Source organism: Mesorhizobium sp. M0518 (assembly GCF_040321125.1).
GTDB lineage: Bacteria > Pseudomonadota > Alphaproteobacteria > Rhizobiales > Rhizobiaceae > Mesorhizobium.
Genome location: NZ_JAMYQY010000004.1, coordinates 254112 through 270113, shown reverse-complemented (window position 1 = coordinate 270113; position 16002 = coordinate 254112). Strand labels below are relative to the sequence as shown.

At 61.9% G+C, this 16002-nt stretch carries 16 protein-coding genes; 2 read left to right on the top strand and 14 right to left on the bottom strand.

From position 1 onward, the window contains the following. The 4 genes from NKI66_RS08030 to yajC all read right to left on the bottom strand — a co-directional run bounded on the left by NKI66_RS08030 (position 1) and on the right by yajC (position 4586). A complete protein-coding gene (locus tag NKI66_RS08030) occupies positions 1 to 444 on the bottom strand; it encodes an Mth938-like domain-containing protein (RefSeq protein ID WP_050592707.1) in 444 nt (147 codons plus the stop codon). Further along, positions 419 to 2968: a protein translocase subunit SecDF gene (secDF, locus tag NKI66_RS08025; RefSeq protein WP_128304016.1), complete on the bottom strand. Its 2550-nt coding sequence runs from the start codon at positions 2966 to 2968 to the stop codon at positions 419 to 421. The genes NKI66_RS08030 and secDF overlap by 26 nt, the downstream gene beginning before the upstream one ends. A gap of 125 nt (positions 2969 to 3093) precedes the next feature. Then, positions 3094 to 4218 carry a SecDF P1 head subdomain-containing protein gene (locus tag NKI66_RS08020; RefSeq protein ID WP_155930585.1) on the bottom strand — a complete coding sequence of 375 codons (1125 nt, stop codon included), beginning with the start codon at positions 4216 to 4218 and terminating at the stop codon, positions 3094 to 3096. 29 nt (positions 4219 to 4247) lie between these two features. Next, positions 4248 to 4586 (bottom strand): preprotein translocase subunit YajC, encoded by a 339-nt coding sequence (gene yajC / locus NKI66_RS08015; protein ID WP_023812178.1) that lies wholly within the window; start codon positions 4584 to 4586, stop codon positions 4248 to 4250. 275 nt (positions 4587 to 4861) lie between these two features. On the opposite strand from yajC, the gene NKI66_RS08010 reads away from it, so the two are divergent. Continuing rightward, positions 4862 to 5737: an ATP-binding protein gene (locus NKI66_RS08010; RefSeq protein ID WP_023812179.1), complete on the top strand. Its 876-nt coding sequence runs from the start codon at positions 4862 to 4864 to the stop codon at positions 5735 to 5737. A 39-nt stretch (positions 5738 to 5776) separates the two neighbouring features. Here the strand turns inward: NKI66_RS08010 and NKI66_RS08005 are convergent, their stop codons facing one another. Then, positions 5777 to 6595: an AraC family transcriptional regulator gene (locus tag NKI66_RS08005; RefSeq protein WP_023812180.1), complete on the bottom strand. Its 819-nt coding sequence runs from the start codon at positions 6593 to 6595 to the stop codon at positions 5777 to 5779. A gap of 111 nt (positions 6596 to 6706) precedes the next feature. On the opposite strand from NKI66_RS08005, the gene NKI66_RS08000 reads away from it, so the two are divergent. Then, on the top strand, positions 6707 to 7597 hold the full coding sequence (locus tag NKI66_RS08000; protein WP_023812181.1) for an NAD-dependent epimerase/dehydratase family protein: 891 nt from the start codon (positions 6707 to 6709) through the stop codon (positions 7595 to 7597). A 133-nt stretch (positions 7598 to 7730) separates the two neighbouring features. Here NKI66_RS08000 and NKI66_RS07995 read toward each other — a convergent pair whose 3' ends face one another. The 9 genes from NKI66_RS07995 to NKI66_RS07955 all read right to left on the bottom strand — a co-directional run bounded on the left by NKI66_RS07995 (position 7731) and on the right by NKI66_RS07955 (position 15998). Beyond that, a complete protein-coding gene (locus NKI66_RS07995; protein ID WP_023812182.1) occupies positions 7731 to 9236 on the bottom strand; it encodes a LysM peptidoglycan-binding domain-containing M23 family metallopeptidase in 1506 nt (501 codons plus the stop codon). Between the two features lie 203 nt (positions 9237 to 9439). Continuing rightward, positions 9440 to 10099: a protein-L-isoaspartate(D-aspartate) O-methyltransferase gene (locus tag NKI66_RS07990; protein WP_023812183.1), complete on the bottom strand. Its 660-nt coding sequence runs from the start codon at positions 10097 to 10099 to the stop codon at positions 9440 to 9442. Then, complete coding sequence (gene surE, locus NKI66_RS07985; protein WP_023812184.1) at positions 10096 to 10854, bottom strand: 5'/3'-nucleotidase SurE; 759 nt, start codon at positions 10852 to 10854, stop codon at positions 10096 to 10098. Before surE ends, NKI66_RS07990 begins: the two co-directional genes overlap by 4 nt. Further along, the gene (gene serS / locus NKI66_RS07980) at positions 10854 to 12158 is read right to left on the bottom strand and encodes a serine--tRNA ligase (protein ID WP_023812185.1); all 1305 of its coding nucleotides are present in this window, start codon (positions 12156 to 12158) and stop codon (positions 10854 to 10856) included. Before serS ends, surE begins: the two co-directional genes overlap by 1 nt. A gap of 197 nt (positions 12159 to 12355) precedes the next feature. Further along, positions 12356 to 13231, bottom strand: coding sequence for a twin-arginine translocase subunit TatC (tatC, locus tag NKI66_RS07975; RefSeq protein WP_352751383.1), 876 nt, complete (start codon positions 13229 to 13231; stop codon positions 12356 to 12358). After that, positions 13228 to 14013, bottom strand: a complete 786-nt coding sequence (gene tatB / locus NKI66_RS07970; RefSeq protein ID WP_023812187.1) for a Sec-independent protein translocase protein TatB — start codon at positions 14011 to 14013, stop codon at positions 13228 to 13230. The genes tatC and tatB overlap by 4 nt, the downstream gene beginning before the upstream one ends. 29 nt (positions 14014 to 14042) lie before the next feature. Then, positions 14043 to 14264 (bottom strand): twin-arginine translocase TatA/TatE family subunit, encoded by a 222-nt coding sequence (locus tag NKI66_RS07965; protein WP_023812188.1) that lies wholly within the window; start codon positions 14262 to 14264, stop codon positions 14043 to 14045. A gap of 169 nt (positions 14265 to 14433) precedes the next feature. Then, the gene (gene scpB / locus NKI66_RS07960) at positions 14434 to 15201 is read right to left on the bottom strand and encodes an SMC-Scp complex subunit ScpB (RefSeq protein ID WP_023812189.1); all 768 of its coding nucleotides are present in this window, start codon (positions 15199 to 15201) and stop codon (positions 14434 to 14436) included. Then, positions 15198 to 15998 carry a segregation and condensation protein A gene (locus tag NKI66_RS07955; RefSeq protein WP_023812190.1) on the bottom strand — a complete coding sequence of 267 codons (801 nt, stop codon included), beginning with the start codon at positions 15996 to 15998 and terminating at the stop codon, positions 15198 to 15200. The genes scpB and NKI66_RS07955 overlap by 4 nt, the downstream gene beginning before the upstream one ends. Positions 15999 to 16002: the final 4 nt, after the last annotated feature.

The window sequence follows — 16002 nt, the reverse complement described above, 5'->3', positions numbered from 1 at the left end:
TCAATCGACGGCAATGAGCGCCGCGGCCACCGCGCGCTCTTCCGCCAGAAGGACATTGTAGGTCCGCACCGCGGCCCCCGTCGACATCGGGTCGGATGCAATGCCGGCGGCCTTCAGCGCGGCCCGCAATGCGGCGGGCAATGGCCTGAGATCCCTGCCCATGCCGACCAGCAGGATTTCGACCTTGTCGGCCTCAGCCAGCAGCCTGTCGAAATCCGCCACCGTCAGCGCCAGGGGATCAGCCGGTTCCCAGCCATGGATGCCGGATGGCAGGCACATGAGCGAACCGCGATGCGACATGTCGGCAAAGCGGAACCCGCCATTGCCATAGGCTTCGATCGGCGCGCGGCCCGGAAAATGCGCCTCGCGGATGACGATGCCTTTGCTGGTCACCGTTGTACCCCTTCGGGGCGGCGCGTCAGGTCGCGACCGCCTTGCCGCCATTGACCGGCTTCTCCTCGTCGGCCGTAGCCTGCGGCCGCAGCTTGAATAGGATCAGCAGCGGTGCGGCGATGAAGATCGAGGAATAGGTGCCGAAGACGACGCCGAACAGCATGGCCATGGTGAACGAGCGGATCACCTCGCCGCCGAACAGCACCAGCGCCAGCAGCGCCAGGATCGTCGTCACCGATGTCAGTGTCGTCCTCGACAGAGTCTCGTTGATGGCGTTGTTCAACAGTTGCGGCAGCGGCATCCGCTTGTATTTTCGCAGATCCTCGCGAACACGGTCATAGACCACGATCGTGTCATTCAGCGAATAGCCGATGATGGTCAGGATCGCCGCCAGTGACGACTGGTTGAACTCCAGCCCGGTGATGACGAAGAAGCCAAGTGTCATGACCACATCGTGCACCGTCGCCACGATGGCGCCGACCGCGAACTGCCATTCGAAGCGGAACCAGACATAGACCAGGATGCCGAGCAGCGCGATCAGCATGGCGATGGTGCCTTGCTTGGCGAGTTCTCCGGAGACTGTCGGTCCCACCACTTCCACGCGGCGGAAGTCATAATTGTCCTGCAGTTCGCCGCGCACCTTGTCGATGACGGTCTGCTCGGCATTCTCGCCGCCATCCTGCGTGCCGACGCGGATCAACACGTCGTTGGGCGTACCGAACTGCTGAACCTGGACTTCGCCGATGTTGAGCTCGGTCAGGCGCGAGCGGAGGTCGGCGAGGTCGGCATTGCCGCTCTTGGCCTGTACCTCGATCAGCGAACCGCCCTTGAAATCGATGCCGTAATTGATGCCGACGGTCATGAACATCACCACCGAGAGGATCGACAGTGCGCTTGACAGCGTGAACGTCCAGCGACGGATGCCCATGAACGGAATTTTCGTGCCGGGCGGAACGAAGGTCACCGGCGCGCGCGGCAGTTCCTTCGGGCGAGCCCGGCGCAGCCAGATCGAGACCAGCAGCCGGGTGAAGGTGAAAGCGGTGAACACGGTCGTCAGGATGCCGATGGCATAAGTGATGGCAAAGCCCTTCACCGGCCCGGTACCGAGATAGAACAGCACCACGGTGGCGATCAGCGAAGTGATGTTGGAATCGACGATGGTCGCCAGCGCCTTGGTGAAACCGGTATCGATCGCCTGGATCACGGAGCGGCCGGCGCGTCGCTCCTCGCGGATTCGTTCGTAGATCAGCACGTTGGAATCGACCGCCATGCCGATGGTCAGCACGATACCGGCGATACCAGGCAAGGTCAGCGTCGCGCCAAGCAACGAGAGCACGCCGACGATCATCGCCACGTGCACCGCCAGCGCGATGTTGGCCAGGAAGCCGAGGAAGCCGTAGGCGACGAACATGAAGGCGACGACGAGGATAGAACCGATGATGCCGGCGACCTTGCCGGCATGGATCGAATCCTGGCCAAGGCCCGGACCCACCGTGCGTTCTTCGATGACCGTAAGCGTTGCGGGCAACGCACCGGCGCGCAGCAGCACCGCAAGGTCGTTGGCGCTCTGGGCGGTGAAGTTGCCGGATATCTGGCCGGTGCCGCCGAGGATCGGCTCGCGGATCTGCGGCGCCGAAATCACCTGGTTGTCGAGGATGATGGCGAACAGCTTGCCGACATTCTGCGCAGTGGCCTGGCCGAAGCGCGCCGCCCCTTTCGAATCAAAGCGGAACGACACCACCGGCTCGTTGTTCTGCGAATTGTATGTCGCCTGTGCGTCAACGAGGTTTTCGCCCGAGACGATGACGCGATTTTCGATCAGATACGGAACCGGCGGATCGTCCTGCGAGTACAGCACCGACGAGCCGGCTGGCGGACGGCCGTTGAGGGCATCCTGCACCGGCATCGACTGGTCGACCATCTGGAAGGTCAGCTTGGCGGTCTGGCCGAGGATTTCCTTCAGCCTTTGCGGGTCCTGAAGACCCGGCACCTGGACAAGGATACGGTCGTCGCCCTGTCGCTGCACGATAGGTTCGGTCGTGCCGAGTTCGTTGACGCGGCGCTCGACCACCTCGATCGACTGCGTCAGCGCCGTCGATGTGCGATATTTGATGCCGGCGTCGGTGACGTTGAACTTGAGCAGGCCGGGCTCGGAATCATCGAGCGTCATTTCCTGGATGGAGCCGCCGGTGAACAGGCCGGCAGCGACCGGATCGGTCAGCGTCTTCAGCGCCGTCTTGGCGGCATCGATCTGGGCGGGATCGGTGATACGGACCTGCAAGACACGTCCGGTGCCGGCGAGGCCGGTGTAGCCGATCTTGGCGTCACGCAGCAGCGTGCGGATTTCGTCGCGCGTCGTCTCCAACCGGTCCTTGATCAGATCGTTCTGATTCATCTCCAGCAGGATGTGCGAGCCGCCCTGCAGATCGAGGCCGAGCGTCATCTGCCGCTTCGGCACCCAGTCGGGAAGCTTGGCCAAAGTGCTTGCGGGGATGAGATTGGGCGCGGCGAGGATCACCGTGATGGCCACGGCCACCCAGATCAGGATCATCTTGAAGCGCGAAAAATACAGCATATGGCGTCGTCCGTCAGAGCGTGTCCGCGGATCGCTCCGCCTAAAATTCGGTTATTTCTTGGCATTCTGGTTCGCCACCGGCTCACCATTCATCCGCGCATCTGTGGTTGTCGAGCACAAGGCGGTCACTTTGGTGCTGCCATCGGACTTTCTTCAACTATTGTCAATCGTGCGGGTAAGCGGCCATTGCGTAATAGCACGGCGAGATCGTTAGCGTCCTCGACAGTGAAATTGCCCGATATCTGGCCGATGCCGTCAAGGATGGGCTCGCGGATTACCGGTACTGAAACCACCCGACCGTCCAGCACGACTGCAAACGAACTGCCGACATTCTGCGAGGTCTCCCGGCTTAGCCGTGCGGTTCCTTTTGAATCGACCCGAAACAGGACAATCGGCTTGTTACTTTGCGGGCTGTAGGCCGGCTTCGCATTGATCAGGTTGTCATCCGAAACGATGACACGGTTCTCGATCAGGTAGGGGACCGGCGGATCGTCGTGTGAATAAAGCATGCTGGACGAATTGGGCAGCGGCCCATTAAGCGCGTCTTTCACCGGCATCGATCCATCAATCATCTGGACAGTCAGCTTGGCGGCACGAACAAGGATATTACTTAGCCTATGCGAATCCTTGAGGCCCGACACTTGGACCATAATCCGATCATCGCCTTGCTGCCGCACGATCGGCTCCGAAATGCCCGATTCAACCCTCCTGAAGTCATGGATGCGATGCTTGATGACCTCCACTGACTGCTTCAAAGCCGCGGACGTTAGGTATTTGATGCCGGCGCCCGTGATGACGAATTTGAGCAAGACTGGTCCGGACTCATCCAGCACCAGCTCCTGGACTGCGTCATCATCGGCAGACGGATCGGTCAGTGTCTTTAGCGTTACTTTGGCCAAAACAAGCTGAGCGGCATCCGAAATGTGTACCTGAACCGCGCGACCCGATACAGCCAGACCGGTATAGCCGATGTGAGCGGAACGCAGCAGTGAGCGGATTTCGTCTTGGGTCGTCTCCAGCCTGCCTTTGATCAATTCGTCCAGATCCAGGCCGAATACGAAGCGCGAAATGCCCTTTTGATCGAGGCCAATCGCCGTCTGGATTTTTGGTGCCCAATAAGGCTGCTTCGCGAGCGGACTTGCCGCGAAAAGGATGGACACATCAAGCACTGCTGTAATGACCGCAGCCACACAGATCAGAACTATCCTGAAGCGCGAAGAAGGCGGCAAATGGCGTCCTCCGTCAGGCATGCTGGCGGATCCCTCCGCCGACAATTCGGTTATTTCTTGGCGTTCTGGTTGGCGACCGGCTCGCCCTTGACGCGCACATCGGCGATCGTGGAACGCAGCGCCGTCACCTTCATGCCACCGCCGAGGTCGATCTCGAGCTCGTTGTCGTCGATCACCTTGGTCACCTTGCCGACGAAGCCGCCGCCGGTGACGACCGTGTCGCCGCGACGGACCGCGGCCAGCATCTCGCCGCGCTTCTTCAGCTGCGTGCGCTGCGGCCTGATGATCAGAAAATACATGATCACGAAAATCAGGACAAACGGCAAAATGCTGATGAACATGTCTGGAGAAGCGCCGACGCCTTGGGCGTATGCCGGTGTCACGAACATCGAGGTACTCCTGAATTTTGAAAACAGCCGCCAATCTGGCGGCCCCTTGAAATTTGGCCGGAATATAGTCGGTAAAGTTGTCAATGCAACTGCGCGGCCGCCCAAATCGGCTGCTTTTCCGGCCTGTTGAGCCGTGTTAGAGCAGGATCGCGAAAAGCGCGAGCCAGTTTTTGGAAAAGATCACGCTCGAACAAAAGGTTGCAGCCGGTTTTGTATCAGACGGAATCGGCCAGCTTCACGCCCCCACACGTCAAAACGCGAAACAAAAGACAGCCATGACCGACAGCAGCATTGAAGCCCTGAACCAGAAACTCGACCGGCTGATCGAGGCGGTGAGCCGTCTTGCCCCGCCGCCGGTACCCCAAACCGACATCGGCGCGGCCGATTGCTTCGTCTGGCAGGCCGATCCGGGCTATCTGGAACCGGTGCGCAGGGTTAACCGCGTCGACATCGGCCTGATCCGTGGCGTCGACCGCGTCCGCGACATCCTTGTCGACAACACCGAACGCTTCGCTGGCGGCTATCCGGCCAACAACGTATTGTTGTGGGGCGCGCGCGGCATGGGCAAATCGTCGCTGGTCAAGGCCGTGCATGCCCAGATCAACGCCAGGACCAAGTCCGACCTGCCGTTGAAGCTGATCGAAATCCACCGCGAGGACATCGACACGCTGCCGAAGCTGATGGGATTGCTCAAGGCGGCGCCCTTCCGCTTCATCCTGTTTTGCGACGACCTCTCCTTCGACCATGACGACACCTCCTACAAATCGCTCAAGGCAGCGCTCGAAGGCGGCGTCGAGGGCCGCCCCGCCAATGTCATCTTCTATGCCACCTCGAACCGCCGGCATCTTTTGCCCCGCGACATGATCGACAACGAGCGCTCGACCGCCATCAACCCGTCCGAGGCGGTCGAGGAAAAAGTGTCGCTGTCCGACCGGTTCGGGCTGTGGCTCGGCTTCCACAAATGTTCGCAGGACGAGTATCTCGACATGATCGACGGCTATGTCAGGCACCATGGCCTTGTCGTGGATCCCGAGCAACTGCGCGCCGAAGCACTGGAATGGGCGACCACCCGCGGCAGCCGCTCAGGTCGCGTCGCCTGGCAGTTCACCCAGGACCTGGCTGGCCGGCTCGGCAAGCCACTGAGGGACTGATACGTTGGGTGGCGTCGCCAACGCCATCCAATGACAAGATCATTTGGGCTGCGACCGCCGCAAGTCACGCGGCGTTTGGCCGATCTCACGACGCATCCAATGCGCCAGGTGTGACTGGTGCGCAAAGCCCGTCAATTCCGCAACCTCGCTTGTGCTGAGATCCCCGCGCCGGAGCAGGACGCGTGCGCGTTCGACCCGGCGTCGCAACACGTACCGGTGCAGGGTGAAGCCTGTCGCCGCCTTGAACCAAGCCCGCAAGTGCGAGCTGCTCGCCCCGGCAACTCGGCTCAGTCGGAGGATCGAAAGGGGCTCGTGCAGGCCAGCCTCAATATGCTCCAACACACGCTTGAGCTGGGCATCTGACAACCGGTTTCTTCGGTCGACATCGAGATTGTCAAGACCGAGCAGCCTCACCGCAAGAGCTGCGCCAATGCTGTCGGCAAACAAAGGTCCACTCGGTGAGTTTGCGTTGACATCGCTCTCGAGTGCTCGGGCGAGATGTTGGATGCGCTGATCACGAAGCAGGTGACGTGTGTCGAGCGGCAATGCGCGCGCCTTGCCGCCAAGCTCAGCCGCCACCCTTTCCATCAGGGCTGGTTGTAACGCGATCTCGATCGTGTCGAACGGGGTTTCAGTCTCGAAACCGCCCTCTTGGCCAGCGGGCACCAGGTCAATATCGCCGGCGCGCCTCACGAAATATCGACCAACCTCATTGCAGTAGGAACGCGTCGCCGCGCTTGCATGCACCATGATGCGATGATGGGCCGCTTTGGAGAGACGATGGACGCCCGCTTCAATATGCCAGAAGGCCATTGTGACGTCGGGCGGAAATCGAGCCGGAACAGACTGCGAATGCATGCTTTCTCACTTCATGGCAAAACCTGTCCAAGAATTGGCAATTTCCGCGCGATTTTCAATGCCGGGGACATGTACCTACGCCTCTCCATAGAGTTTGGACGAGAGGTTGCCATGGGTTTTTATGTAGTTGTCGGAGCAGGCCCGGTCGGGCACGAGACCGCGCGCCTTCTGGGAGAAGAAGGACATGATGTCGTTCTCACGAGCCGGAGTGTCGGCTCAAACGGGTTGCGGAACGTCCGGGCGGTGCAGGCCGATGCCACCGATGGCGTTGAACTGGCGCGTATCTGCCGAAACGCCGACGCCGTTTTCATGTGTGCCATGGCCGCCTATCACCGGTGGCCGACCGACTTTTTCCCAATCATCGACGGCACCGTGCGGGCCGCGGAAGCGGTCGGCGCGAAGCTTGTGATACTCGGAAACCTCTATGGCTATGGCGAACATGCCGATAGTCCGCTTCACTCCGACCTGTCTCTGGATCCGACTTCGAAGAAAGGAACCGCCCGGACGATCATGTGGCAGCGCGCGGTCCGTGCGGACGTGCCGGCAGTCGAAGTGCGGTCCAGCGATTATCTTGGACATGGCGCGATCAGCTCTTTCTCACTGGTCGCGCTGCCCTCCATAATCGAGGGGAGGCCGACTGCTTTCATTGGAAACCTCGACGCGACTCATGCCTGGTCCTTCACGAAGGACGTGGCCAGGACACTGGTCGCCGCTTCCCGCTACACGGGCGAATGGGGACGAGCATTCCATGTTCCATCGCAACACGCCTCACCCCGGGAACTCATCCTAACGACGGCGGCAATGCTTCACCGTGAAATTCCAGAGACACGTTCCTATTCCATCCCCGAAATGGAGGCATCGGGCATGCATGAGCTCATCGAAATGAGCTACCTCTTCGACAATCCCTTGCTGGTCGATTCCTCCGACGCGGAGACGCTTCTCGGCATCAAGGCCAGCAGCCTTGGCGTCATGATCGCCGACACCCTGCGTGATCATCTTTGAAGCTTGAAGACTGGCGCGTCGCGTTGAAGCTGAAAAAGCCCGCTCCTTTCGGAACGGGCTGAGCCGGCGGGCCGGACTGGAGGTCAGACGGCCCGCAAAATTGCTTTTTTTCTTCTATTCGAGATAGCCTCGACTATTCGAGATAGCCGGACGGATCGACCGGGGCGGAGTTCTTGCGCACTTCGAAGTGCAGCTTCGGCGAGTCCGTCGTGCCGCTCATGCCCGACAGCGCGATTTCCTGGCCGCGCTTGACCTTCTGGCCGCGCTGGACCTCGATCGAGCTGGCGTGGCCGTAGACGGTGACCAGGCCATTCTCGTGGCGCACCAGCACCGTGTTACCGAATTCCTTGAGGCCGTCGCCGGCATAGATGACGACACCGTTTTCGGCTGCCTTGACCGGTGTGCCTGAGGGTACGGCGATGTCAACGCCGTCTTTGCCGGAGCCGAAACCGGAAATCACGCGGCCGCGCACCGGCCAACGCATCTTGCCTATGCCGGTGGCGTCTGGCGCGACGGCATCGTCGGCCTCGGCCTGCTGGATGACCTTGGAATCCTTTTTCGGCGGCGTGTAGGACGCCAGCGTTTCCGACGGCGTGGTCTTTGCCGCGGGCTGCGTCGTGGCCGTCGTCACCGGATCGACCTTGGCCGGCTTGGCAGCGGCGGCGGTCGCGGTTCCACCGGCCGGCACCTTCAGCGTCTGGCCGATCTTGAGCAAGCCATCCTTCATGCCGTTGGCCTGCTTCAGCGCAGTGGCGCCGACGCCGGTCTTCCTGGCAATCGAGGAAAGCGTGTCGCCCGACTGCACCGTGTAGGTGCCAGCAGCGCCAGTCGCCTTGGCCACCTGCGGCTTGGGTGCCTTGGGCTGGCTTGCTGCGGCCGGCGTGTCGACCTGAGCGGCGGATTTGCCTTCCTTGAGTTTCGGCTGCTGCGGCAGGACGGCGACCTTGTCGGGCGCGGTGGCCGGCAGGTTGTGCTTGGTGTCTTTCGCCGGCTTGGCATCCGCGAGCTTCGGCTCGCTCTTGCTCGAATAGGCGTAGGCCGGGATGACCAGCTTCTGGCCTGTCTTCAGCCCCTTGGTCGCGCTCAGCCCGTTGACCTTCATGATCACGTCGGACGGCACCTTGTAGCGCTGCGCAAGGCCGCCGATCGTTTCGCCGTCCCTGACGACGATCTCGGTTGCATGCGGAGTGCCGGAAGCAGCCACGCGGGGTTCGTCAGGTTGCGAAACCTTGAAAGGCGACGCCACTGGGGCGACGGTGCCGGTCGTGGTCCTGTCGACATGCGGTGCCGGGGCCAATGCGGTGCGCACCGGCTTCGATACCGGCGCCACTTCGGGAGCCTGGGCAGCGGGCGGCGGCAGCGGCCGCGTCGAGACCGGCTCGAGGCTGGAGCGGCTGACCGACTGTGTATGGCTGCCATCGAGTGGAGCGGCCGCGACATCGCCCGGATAGGGCTGCTGTACGGCATCCCGCTTGTTGATGATGGCGCGCTGATTGTTGGTCGAGGATGTAAAGACATCGTCGACGCCATTGAACCGCGAAACCTGGGAACTGCACCCCGCAGCAGCACCCGCGACCATCAGTATGGCGCAGCCTCGCGCCAGATTGCGACCGTTTGTCTTCAAAACACTGAGTTGCATCGCACTAACCCGCACATACCCGGTACAAACTAGGCATGATTAAAGCGCGTTAATGTTACTCGACGGTTAACCCCATGGAATCCGACGCAATTTTTCTTAAAATATTAGAGAGCGAGCCCAGGGGAGATTTTCAGGTCATGCCGGCCGGGGTCGAAGACGGCGCGCGCACCCGACGCGGCGCGGCCTGAACATCGACATACGCGCTAGATGACAGCGGCGACACCGCGCAGGATCGGCTGCAGGCGAACGAGGCCGATGTCTTCACGCTCGAAGCGGCTGCCGACCTTGGTCAGCTTGGCCAGCACCTGTTCGCCCTCTTCGGGGCCGATCGGAGCGATGACGATACCGCCGCTCGACAACTGGTCGAGCAGGAAGCGCGGCAGGCTGTCGAAGGCAGCCCAGGCGACGATACGGTCAAATGGCCCTTCATTCGGCAGCCCGCCGGAACCATCGGCGTGGCGCACGATCACATTGCCGATGCCGAGCGCCTCGAAGCGCTGCCGCGCCTGCTCGGCGAGCGTCTTGTAGCGATCGGTGGTGATGACCCGCGCCGCCAGCCGCGACATCACCGCCGAAGTGTAGCCCGAGCCGGTGCCGATCTCGAGCACGCGGTTGCCCTGCTCGATAGCGAGCGCCGCGATCACCGCCGCCTGCATGTCGGCACCTTCGATCGCCTCGCCGCATTCGATCGGCAGCATACGGTCCGACCAGGCGATCTGATGGAACTGGGCCGCCAGGAAGCCGCGCCGCGGCGTCGCCTCGAAGGCCGCGATCAGCGCCTTCGGCACAGTCCCCCGGCCGCGCAGGCGCAGCAGAAAGGCAGCAAAACCTTCGCGGTCATCGATCGGGAGGCCTTGGTTCATGCAAGCGCCTTGCTCAATTGGTCACGGATTTCATGCGCGGTCAGGTCGAGCTGCAGCGGCGTCACCGACACCAGCCTGTTGCGCAACGCGTAGAGATCGGTGCCTTGCTTGCCCTCGACCGGCTCGCCGCCGAAGCGCAGCCAGTAGTAAGGCAGGCCGCGCCCGTCGCGGCGCTCGTCGACCCACAGGGAGTGCACGAGCTTGCCTTGCGTGGTGACCACCGTGCCCGCGACCTCTTCGGGCGTGCAGTTGGGAAAATTGACGTTGAGCAGCACGCCGTCCGGCAACGGCGTCGCGACAAGTTTCTTCAGCAGCGCCGGCGCCAGCACTTCTGTCGTCTCGTAGGGCACGACGCGATCTTCGCCGACATAGCTGTAGCCCTGGCTGAGCGCGATCGAGCGGATACCGAGCAGCGCGCCTTCCATGGCGCCGGCGACGGTGCCCGAATAGGTGACGTCATCGGCGATGTTGGCGCCCGAATTGATGCCGGACAGGATCAGGTCGGGTGCGCCAGGCAGAATTTTCTTGACGCCCATGATGACGCAATCCGTCGGCGTGCCGCGCACGGCAAAATGCTTCTCGCCGATCTTGCGCAGCCGCAGCGGCTCCGAGATCGACAGCGAATGCGCGTAGCCGGACTGGTCCTGCTCGGGCGCCACCACCCAGACATCGTCGGACAACGTACGTGCGACGCGTTCGAGCGACGCCAGGCCCTCGGCATGAATGCCGTCGTCGTTGGTCAGGAGGATACGCATTATTTCGCTTCGATCTTTTCCAGACCGCCCATGTAAGGCCGCAGCACTTCAGGAATGGTTACGCTGCCATCTTCATTCTGGTAGTTTTCGATGACAGCGATGAGCGCGCGGCCAACGGCTGTGCCCGAGCCGTTGAGCGTGTGGACGAAGCGGTTGCCCTTGCCGTCCCTGTCCTTGTAGCGGGCGTCCATGCGGCGCGCCTGGAAATCGCCGCACACCGAGCAGGACGAGATCTCGCGATAGGCGTTCTGGCCGGGCAGCCAGACCTCGATGTCGTAGGTCTTGCGCGCGCCAAAGCCCATGTCGCCGGTGCACAGCGTCATGGTGCGGAACGGCAGGCCGAGCCGCTTCAGCACTTCCTCGGCGCATTGCGTCATCCGCTCATGCTCGGCGAGTGACGATTCCTGGTCGGTAATCGACACCAGCTCGACCTTGTAGAACTGGTGCTGGCGCAGCATGCCGCGCGTGTCGCGCCCGGCCGAACCCGCTTCCGAGCGGAAGCACGGCGTCAGCGCGGTATAGCGCAGCGGCAGTTTTTCATGCGCGGTGATTTCTTCGCGCACAAGGTTGGTGAGTGGGACCTCGGCGGTGGGAATCAAGCCAAGCCTGCCCTCCCCGTGCGGCGTGAAGAACAGATCTTCCTCGAACTTCGGCAATTGGTTGGTGCCGAACAGAACATCGTCCTTGACCATCAACGGCGGGATGACTTCCTCGTAGCCGTGTTCGGTCGTATGCAGGTCCAGCATGAACTGGCCGAGCGCACGTTCCATCCGGGCCAGTCCGCTTTTCAGCACCGTAAAGCGCGAGCCCGACAGCTTTGCCGCGCGCTCGAAATCCATCATGCCGAGCGCTTCGCCGATCTCGAAATGCTCCTTCACCCAGTTCGGCCGCGTCGGCACCTTGCCGACGATGTGCTTGACCACATTGTCGTGCTCATCCTTGCCGACTGGCACATCGTCGAGCGGCACGTTGGGAAGCACTGCCAGCGCGTCGTTCAGCGCCTTGTCGAGTTCGCGTTCACGCGCCTCGCCGTTCTGGATGAAGACCTTGATCTCGCCGACTTCGGCTTTCAGCTTTTCGGCCAAGGCGGCATCGCCCGAACGCATGGCGTTACCGATCTCCTTCGACGCGGCATTGCGGCGCTCCTGCTTGGTCTGCAGTTCGGTAACGTGCTCGCGCCGCGCCTCGTCCGAGGCGATCAGCCCGTCGACCATGGACTGCGCCTCGTCAGCCGACCACGAGCGCTTCACCAGCGCCTCGACAAGGGCCTTCGGGTTGTCGCGAATCCATTTGATGTCAAGCATGGTTTGAACGCTCCTGGGTAGCATGTCGCCCAAAAGTGCACAGCGATTTTGGGACAACGATATGCTCAAAACAAAACTGAAACGCATCGCTTTGAGCGCGATGCGTTTCAGCCAGAGGGCGTAAACCGCATCCGAGATCGATGCAAGATGGGCGGGGCGACGACTATGTTTTTCCGCCGCTGCAGCCGCTCTGTTGCCTATGAGGAGGCAGGTGCCGGGGGCTCGTCCGGTGCTTTGTCCGCCACCTCGTCCGCCGCATCCTGCTTCTCGCGTGCCACGCGCTGCTTTTCCCGATCGCGCTCGATCAGCCGGGCAGCCCAGATGGACACCTCGTAGAGAAGGATGGTCGGGATGGCCAGGCCGATCTGACTCATCGGATCGGGCGGCGTCAGTATCGCCGCGACGACGAAGGCAATGACGATCGCCCATTTGCGCTTCTCGGCCAGTCCCTTGGACGACAGCATGCCGACCCGTGTCATCAGGCTGGTCACCACCGGCAGCTGGAACACCAGGCCGAAGGAAAAGATCAGCGTCATGATCAGGCTGAGATATTCCGACACTTTCGGCAGCAACGAAATCTGCACCTGATCGTCGGTGCCGGCCTGCTGCATGGCGAGGAAGAACCACATCACCATCGGCGTGAAGAAGAAATAGACCAGCGACGCACCCATCAGGAACAGGATCGGCGACGCGATCAGGAACGGCAGGAAGGCATTCCGCTCGTTCTTGTACAGGCCGGGCGCGATGAACTTGTAGATCTGCGTGGCGATCAGCGGAAAGGCGATCACCATGCCGCCGAACATGGCGAGCTTGACCTGAGTGAAGAAGAATTCCTGCGGCGCCGTGTAGATCAGCTCGACCTTGTGCGGATCGAGCCCTGCCCATTGCGTCGCCCATTTGAACGGCACGACCAGGAGGTTGAACAGTTTCTTGGCGAAGAAGAAACAGACCAGGAAGGCAACGAAGAAGCCGCCCAGCGACCAGATCAGCCGCCGGCGCAACTCGATCAGATGCTCCATCAGCGGCGCCGACGATTTCTCGATATCGTCCTTTTCGGTGTCCGAAACGCTCACTTGGCGGCTCCAGCCGTCTTCTTGGCCACCGGCTTCTTCACCGCTGCAAGCTTCGGTTCGGCTTTCGCCCCCGTCTTGGTCGCTACAGTCTTGGCCGCGACAGCGTTGGCCGCAGCGGGCGTCTTGGCCCTGAGCGTTTCAGGCTGTGCCGTCGTCACGGCCTTCGCCGGCGTCTTGGACGCAGACGCTGCCTTCGCGGCTACCTTTGTACCATTTGCCGAAGCTTTTGCAGCCGGCGTCGCTTTTGCCGATGCAGGCTTGGTTAGTTTCTTCGCCGCGGATGCCTTCGGTGCCGCAACGGGTTCCGCCGGCGCTGACGAGGTCACCACCGATTCGTCGGTCATCGCCGGAAAAATCGGCGCTGCTGGCGCTGCTTCCGGCCCGTTGACGCCAGGCATGGTCGTTGCACCGTTCTTCAACGGCTCGGCCGCCTGCGGGGTCGAAGCGACAGAGCTTGCCGGACCGGCTGCCGGCTTCGGCTTCATTGCCGCATCGACGCCGGAGCGAACGTCGGCCGCGGCCTGTTCGAACGGATTGAGCTGCTTCCTGATCTCGGCCATCGGGCTGAGGCCCCTGAGCTCGTCGACTGACTTCTTGACGTCGTCGAGCTCGGCTTCCTTCAGCGCCTCGTTGAACTGTTTCTGGAAATCGGACGCCATGGCGCGCAGCTTCGCCGTCGTGCGGCCGAAGGTGCGCAGCATATTGGGCAAATCCTTGGGTCCGACGACCACGATCATGACGATCGCGATGACCAGCATTTCGGTCCAGCCGACTTCAAACATGGCACTCTGTTCCGACTAGAACCTTGGGCTCAGCTCTTGCTGGCTTTTTCCTTCGCGGCCGCAACGGTCTCGTCGGCACGGTGTTCGACGGTGCGCTTGTCTTCGGCAACCTCGTCGTCGGCCATGCCCTTCTTGAAGCTCTTGATGCCCTTGGCCATATCGCCCATCAGCTCGGGAATCTTGCCGCGGCCGAACACCAAAAGCACGATCACCAGCACGATCAGCCAATGCCAAATCGAAAATGAACCCATAGCAAATCTCTCTCGAATGTTTTCCCTGGCGATGATCTATGCGTTTTCGCGTTGGGATTCAAACACAACTGCGACAGAGTTTATGAAAGGGTGACGGATGTCACGCATTTTCGACGGGAACGCCCGCTACGAATCCGCGCATCCTCATCAAGTTCGCCGCCAATGCCAGTCAATCTTCCGTGACGCGCGGCGTCAGCAGGCCGAGTTCCTCGAGATCGATATCGGTCAGCGCATCCTCGTCGTCGGTCAATGCGTCGGGATCGGCCGGCGGCTGCGGAATGGAGAAATTCGACGGCATGCGGCCCGAAAGCAGTCCGGCCCCCTTCAGTTCCTCCATGCCGGGAAGATCGCGAATCTCTTCCAGCGCGAAATGGTCGAGGAAGGTCTCCGTCGTGCCGTAGGTCACAGGGCGTCCGGGCGTCTTTCGCCGGCCGCGCATGCGCACCCATTCCGTTTCCAGCAGCGTGTCGAGCGTACCTTTTGAGGTCTCCACGCCCCTGATGTCCTCGATCTCGGCACGCGTCACCGGCTGGTGATAGGCAATGATCGCCAGCACTTCGAGAGCCGCGCGGGAGAGCTTCCTTTGCTGGACGGTATCGCGGCTCATCAGGAAGGCCAGGTCGCCGGCGGTGCGGAACGCCCAAGCGTCGCCGACACGCACCAGATTGACGCCGCGCCGCGCATAGATCTGCTGCAGCTCGGCCATGGCCAGGGCAATGTTGATGCCGTCAGGGAGGCGGGCCGCAAGCTGCTTTTCGCTGACGGGTTCAGCGCTGGCGAACACGATCGCCTCGGCCATGCGCACGGCCTCGGCCAGATGCAGCCGTTCGGCCGGGTTCTGTAGCTGCTGCTCGGCCGGATCCTGGGAAAGCGACTCCTCTTCGGGTTCATCGCCGACCTTGAACGGGACAACCGAAGCGTTGGCGCGTTCGCTCATGATGCCACCTCGACTGCCTTGATTGCCTGCGTGCGGCCGCGCAGGTAGATCGGCGCGAACACTTCGTCCTGCCGCACCTCCATCGTGCCGTCGCGCACCAGTTCCAGTGTTGCCGCGAAGGAACTGGCGATCGCCGTGCGCCGCTCCTCGGGGCTGGTCATGTACGCGATGAGAAAACTTTCCATCGTCGTCCAGTCGCTCACGGCCCCGACCAGGCGGGTCAGGATGTCGCGCGCGTCCTTGAGCGACCAGACACCGCGCCTGGCGATCGTCACATTGTTGATCGCCTGCTTCTGGCGCTGCTGGGCATAGGCGGTCAAGAGATCGTAGAGCGAGGCCGAATATGCGTTACGCTTTTCGACGATGACCATTTCCGGCATGCCGCGCGCGAACACATCGCGGCCGAGCCGGTTGCGGTTGACCAGGCGCGCCGAGGCGTCGCGCATGGCTTCCAGCCGCTTCAGACGGAACTGCAGCACCGCCGCCAGTTCCTCGCCGCTTTCGCCCTCGTCGCCGGGCTGCTTGGGGATCAGGAGCTTGGACTTGAGGAAGGCCAGCCACGCCGCCATCACCAGATAGTCGGCGGCAAGCTCCAGCCTGAGCGCCCTCGCCGTCTCGACAAAGGTCAGATATTGCTCGACCAGCGCCAGGATCGAAATGCGCGCCAGATCGACCTTCTGGGTGCGGGCCAGATGCAGCAGAAGATCAAGCGGACCTTCGAAGCCGGCCACGTCGACAACCAGCGACGGGTCGCCGGTAACGCGTGAATCGTCATTCTCGGCCCACAGACGGTCCATCGGT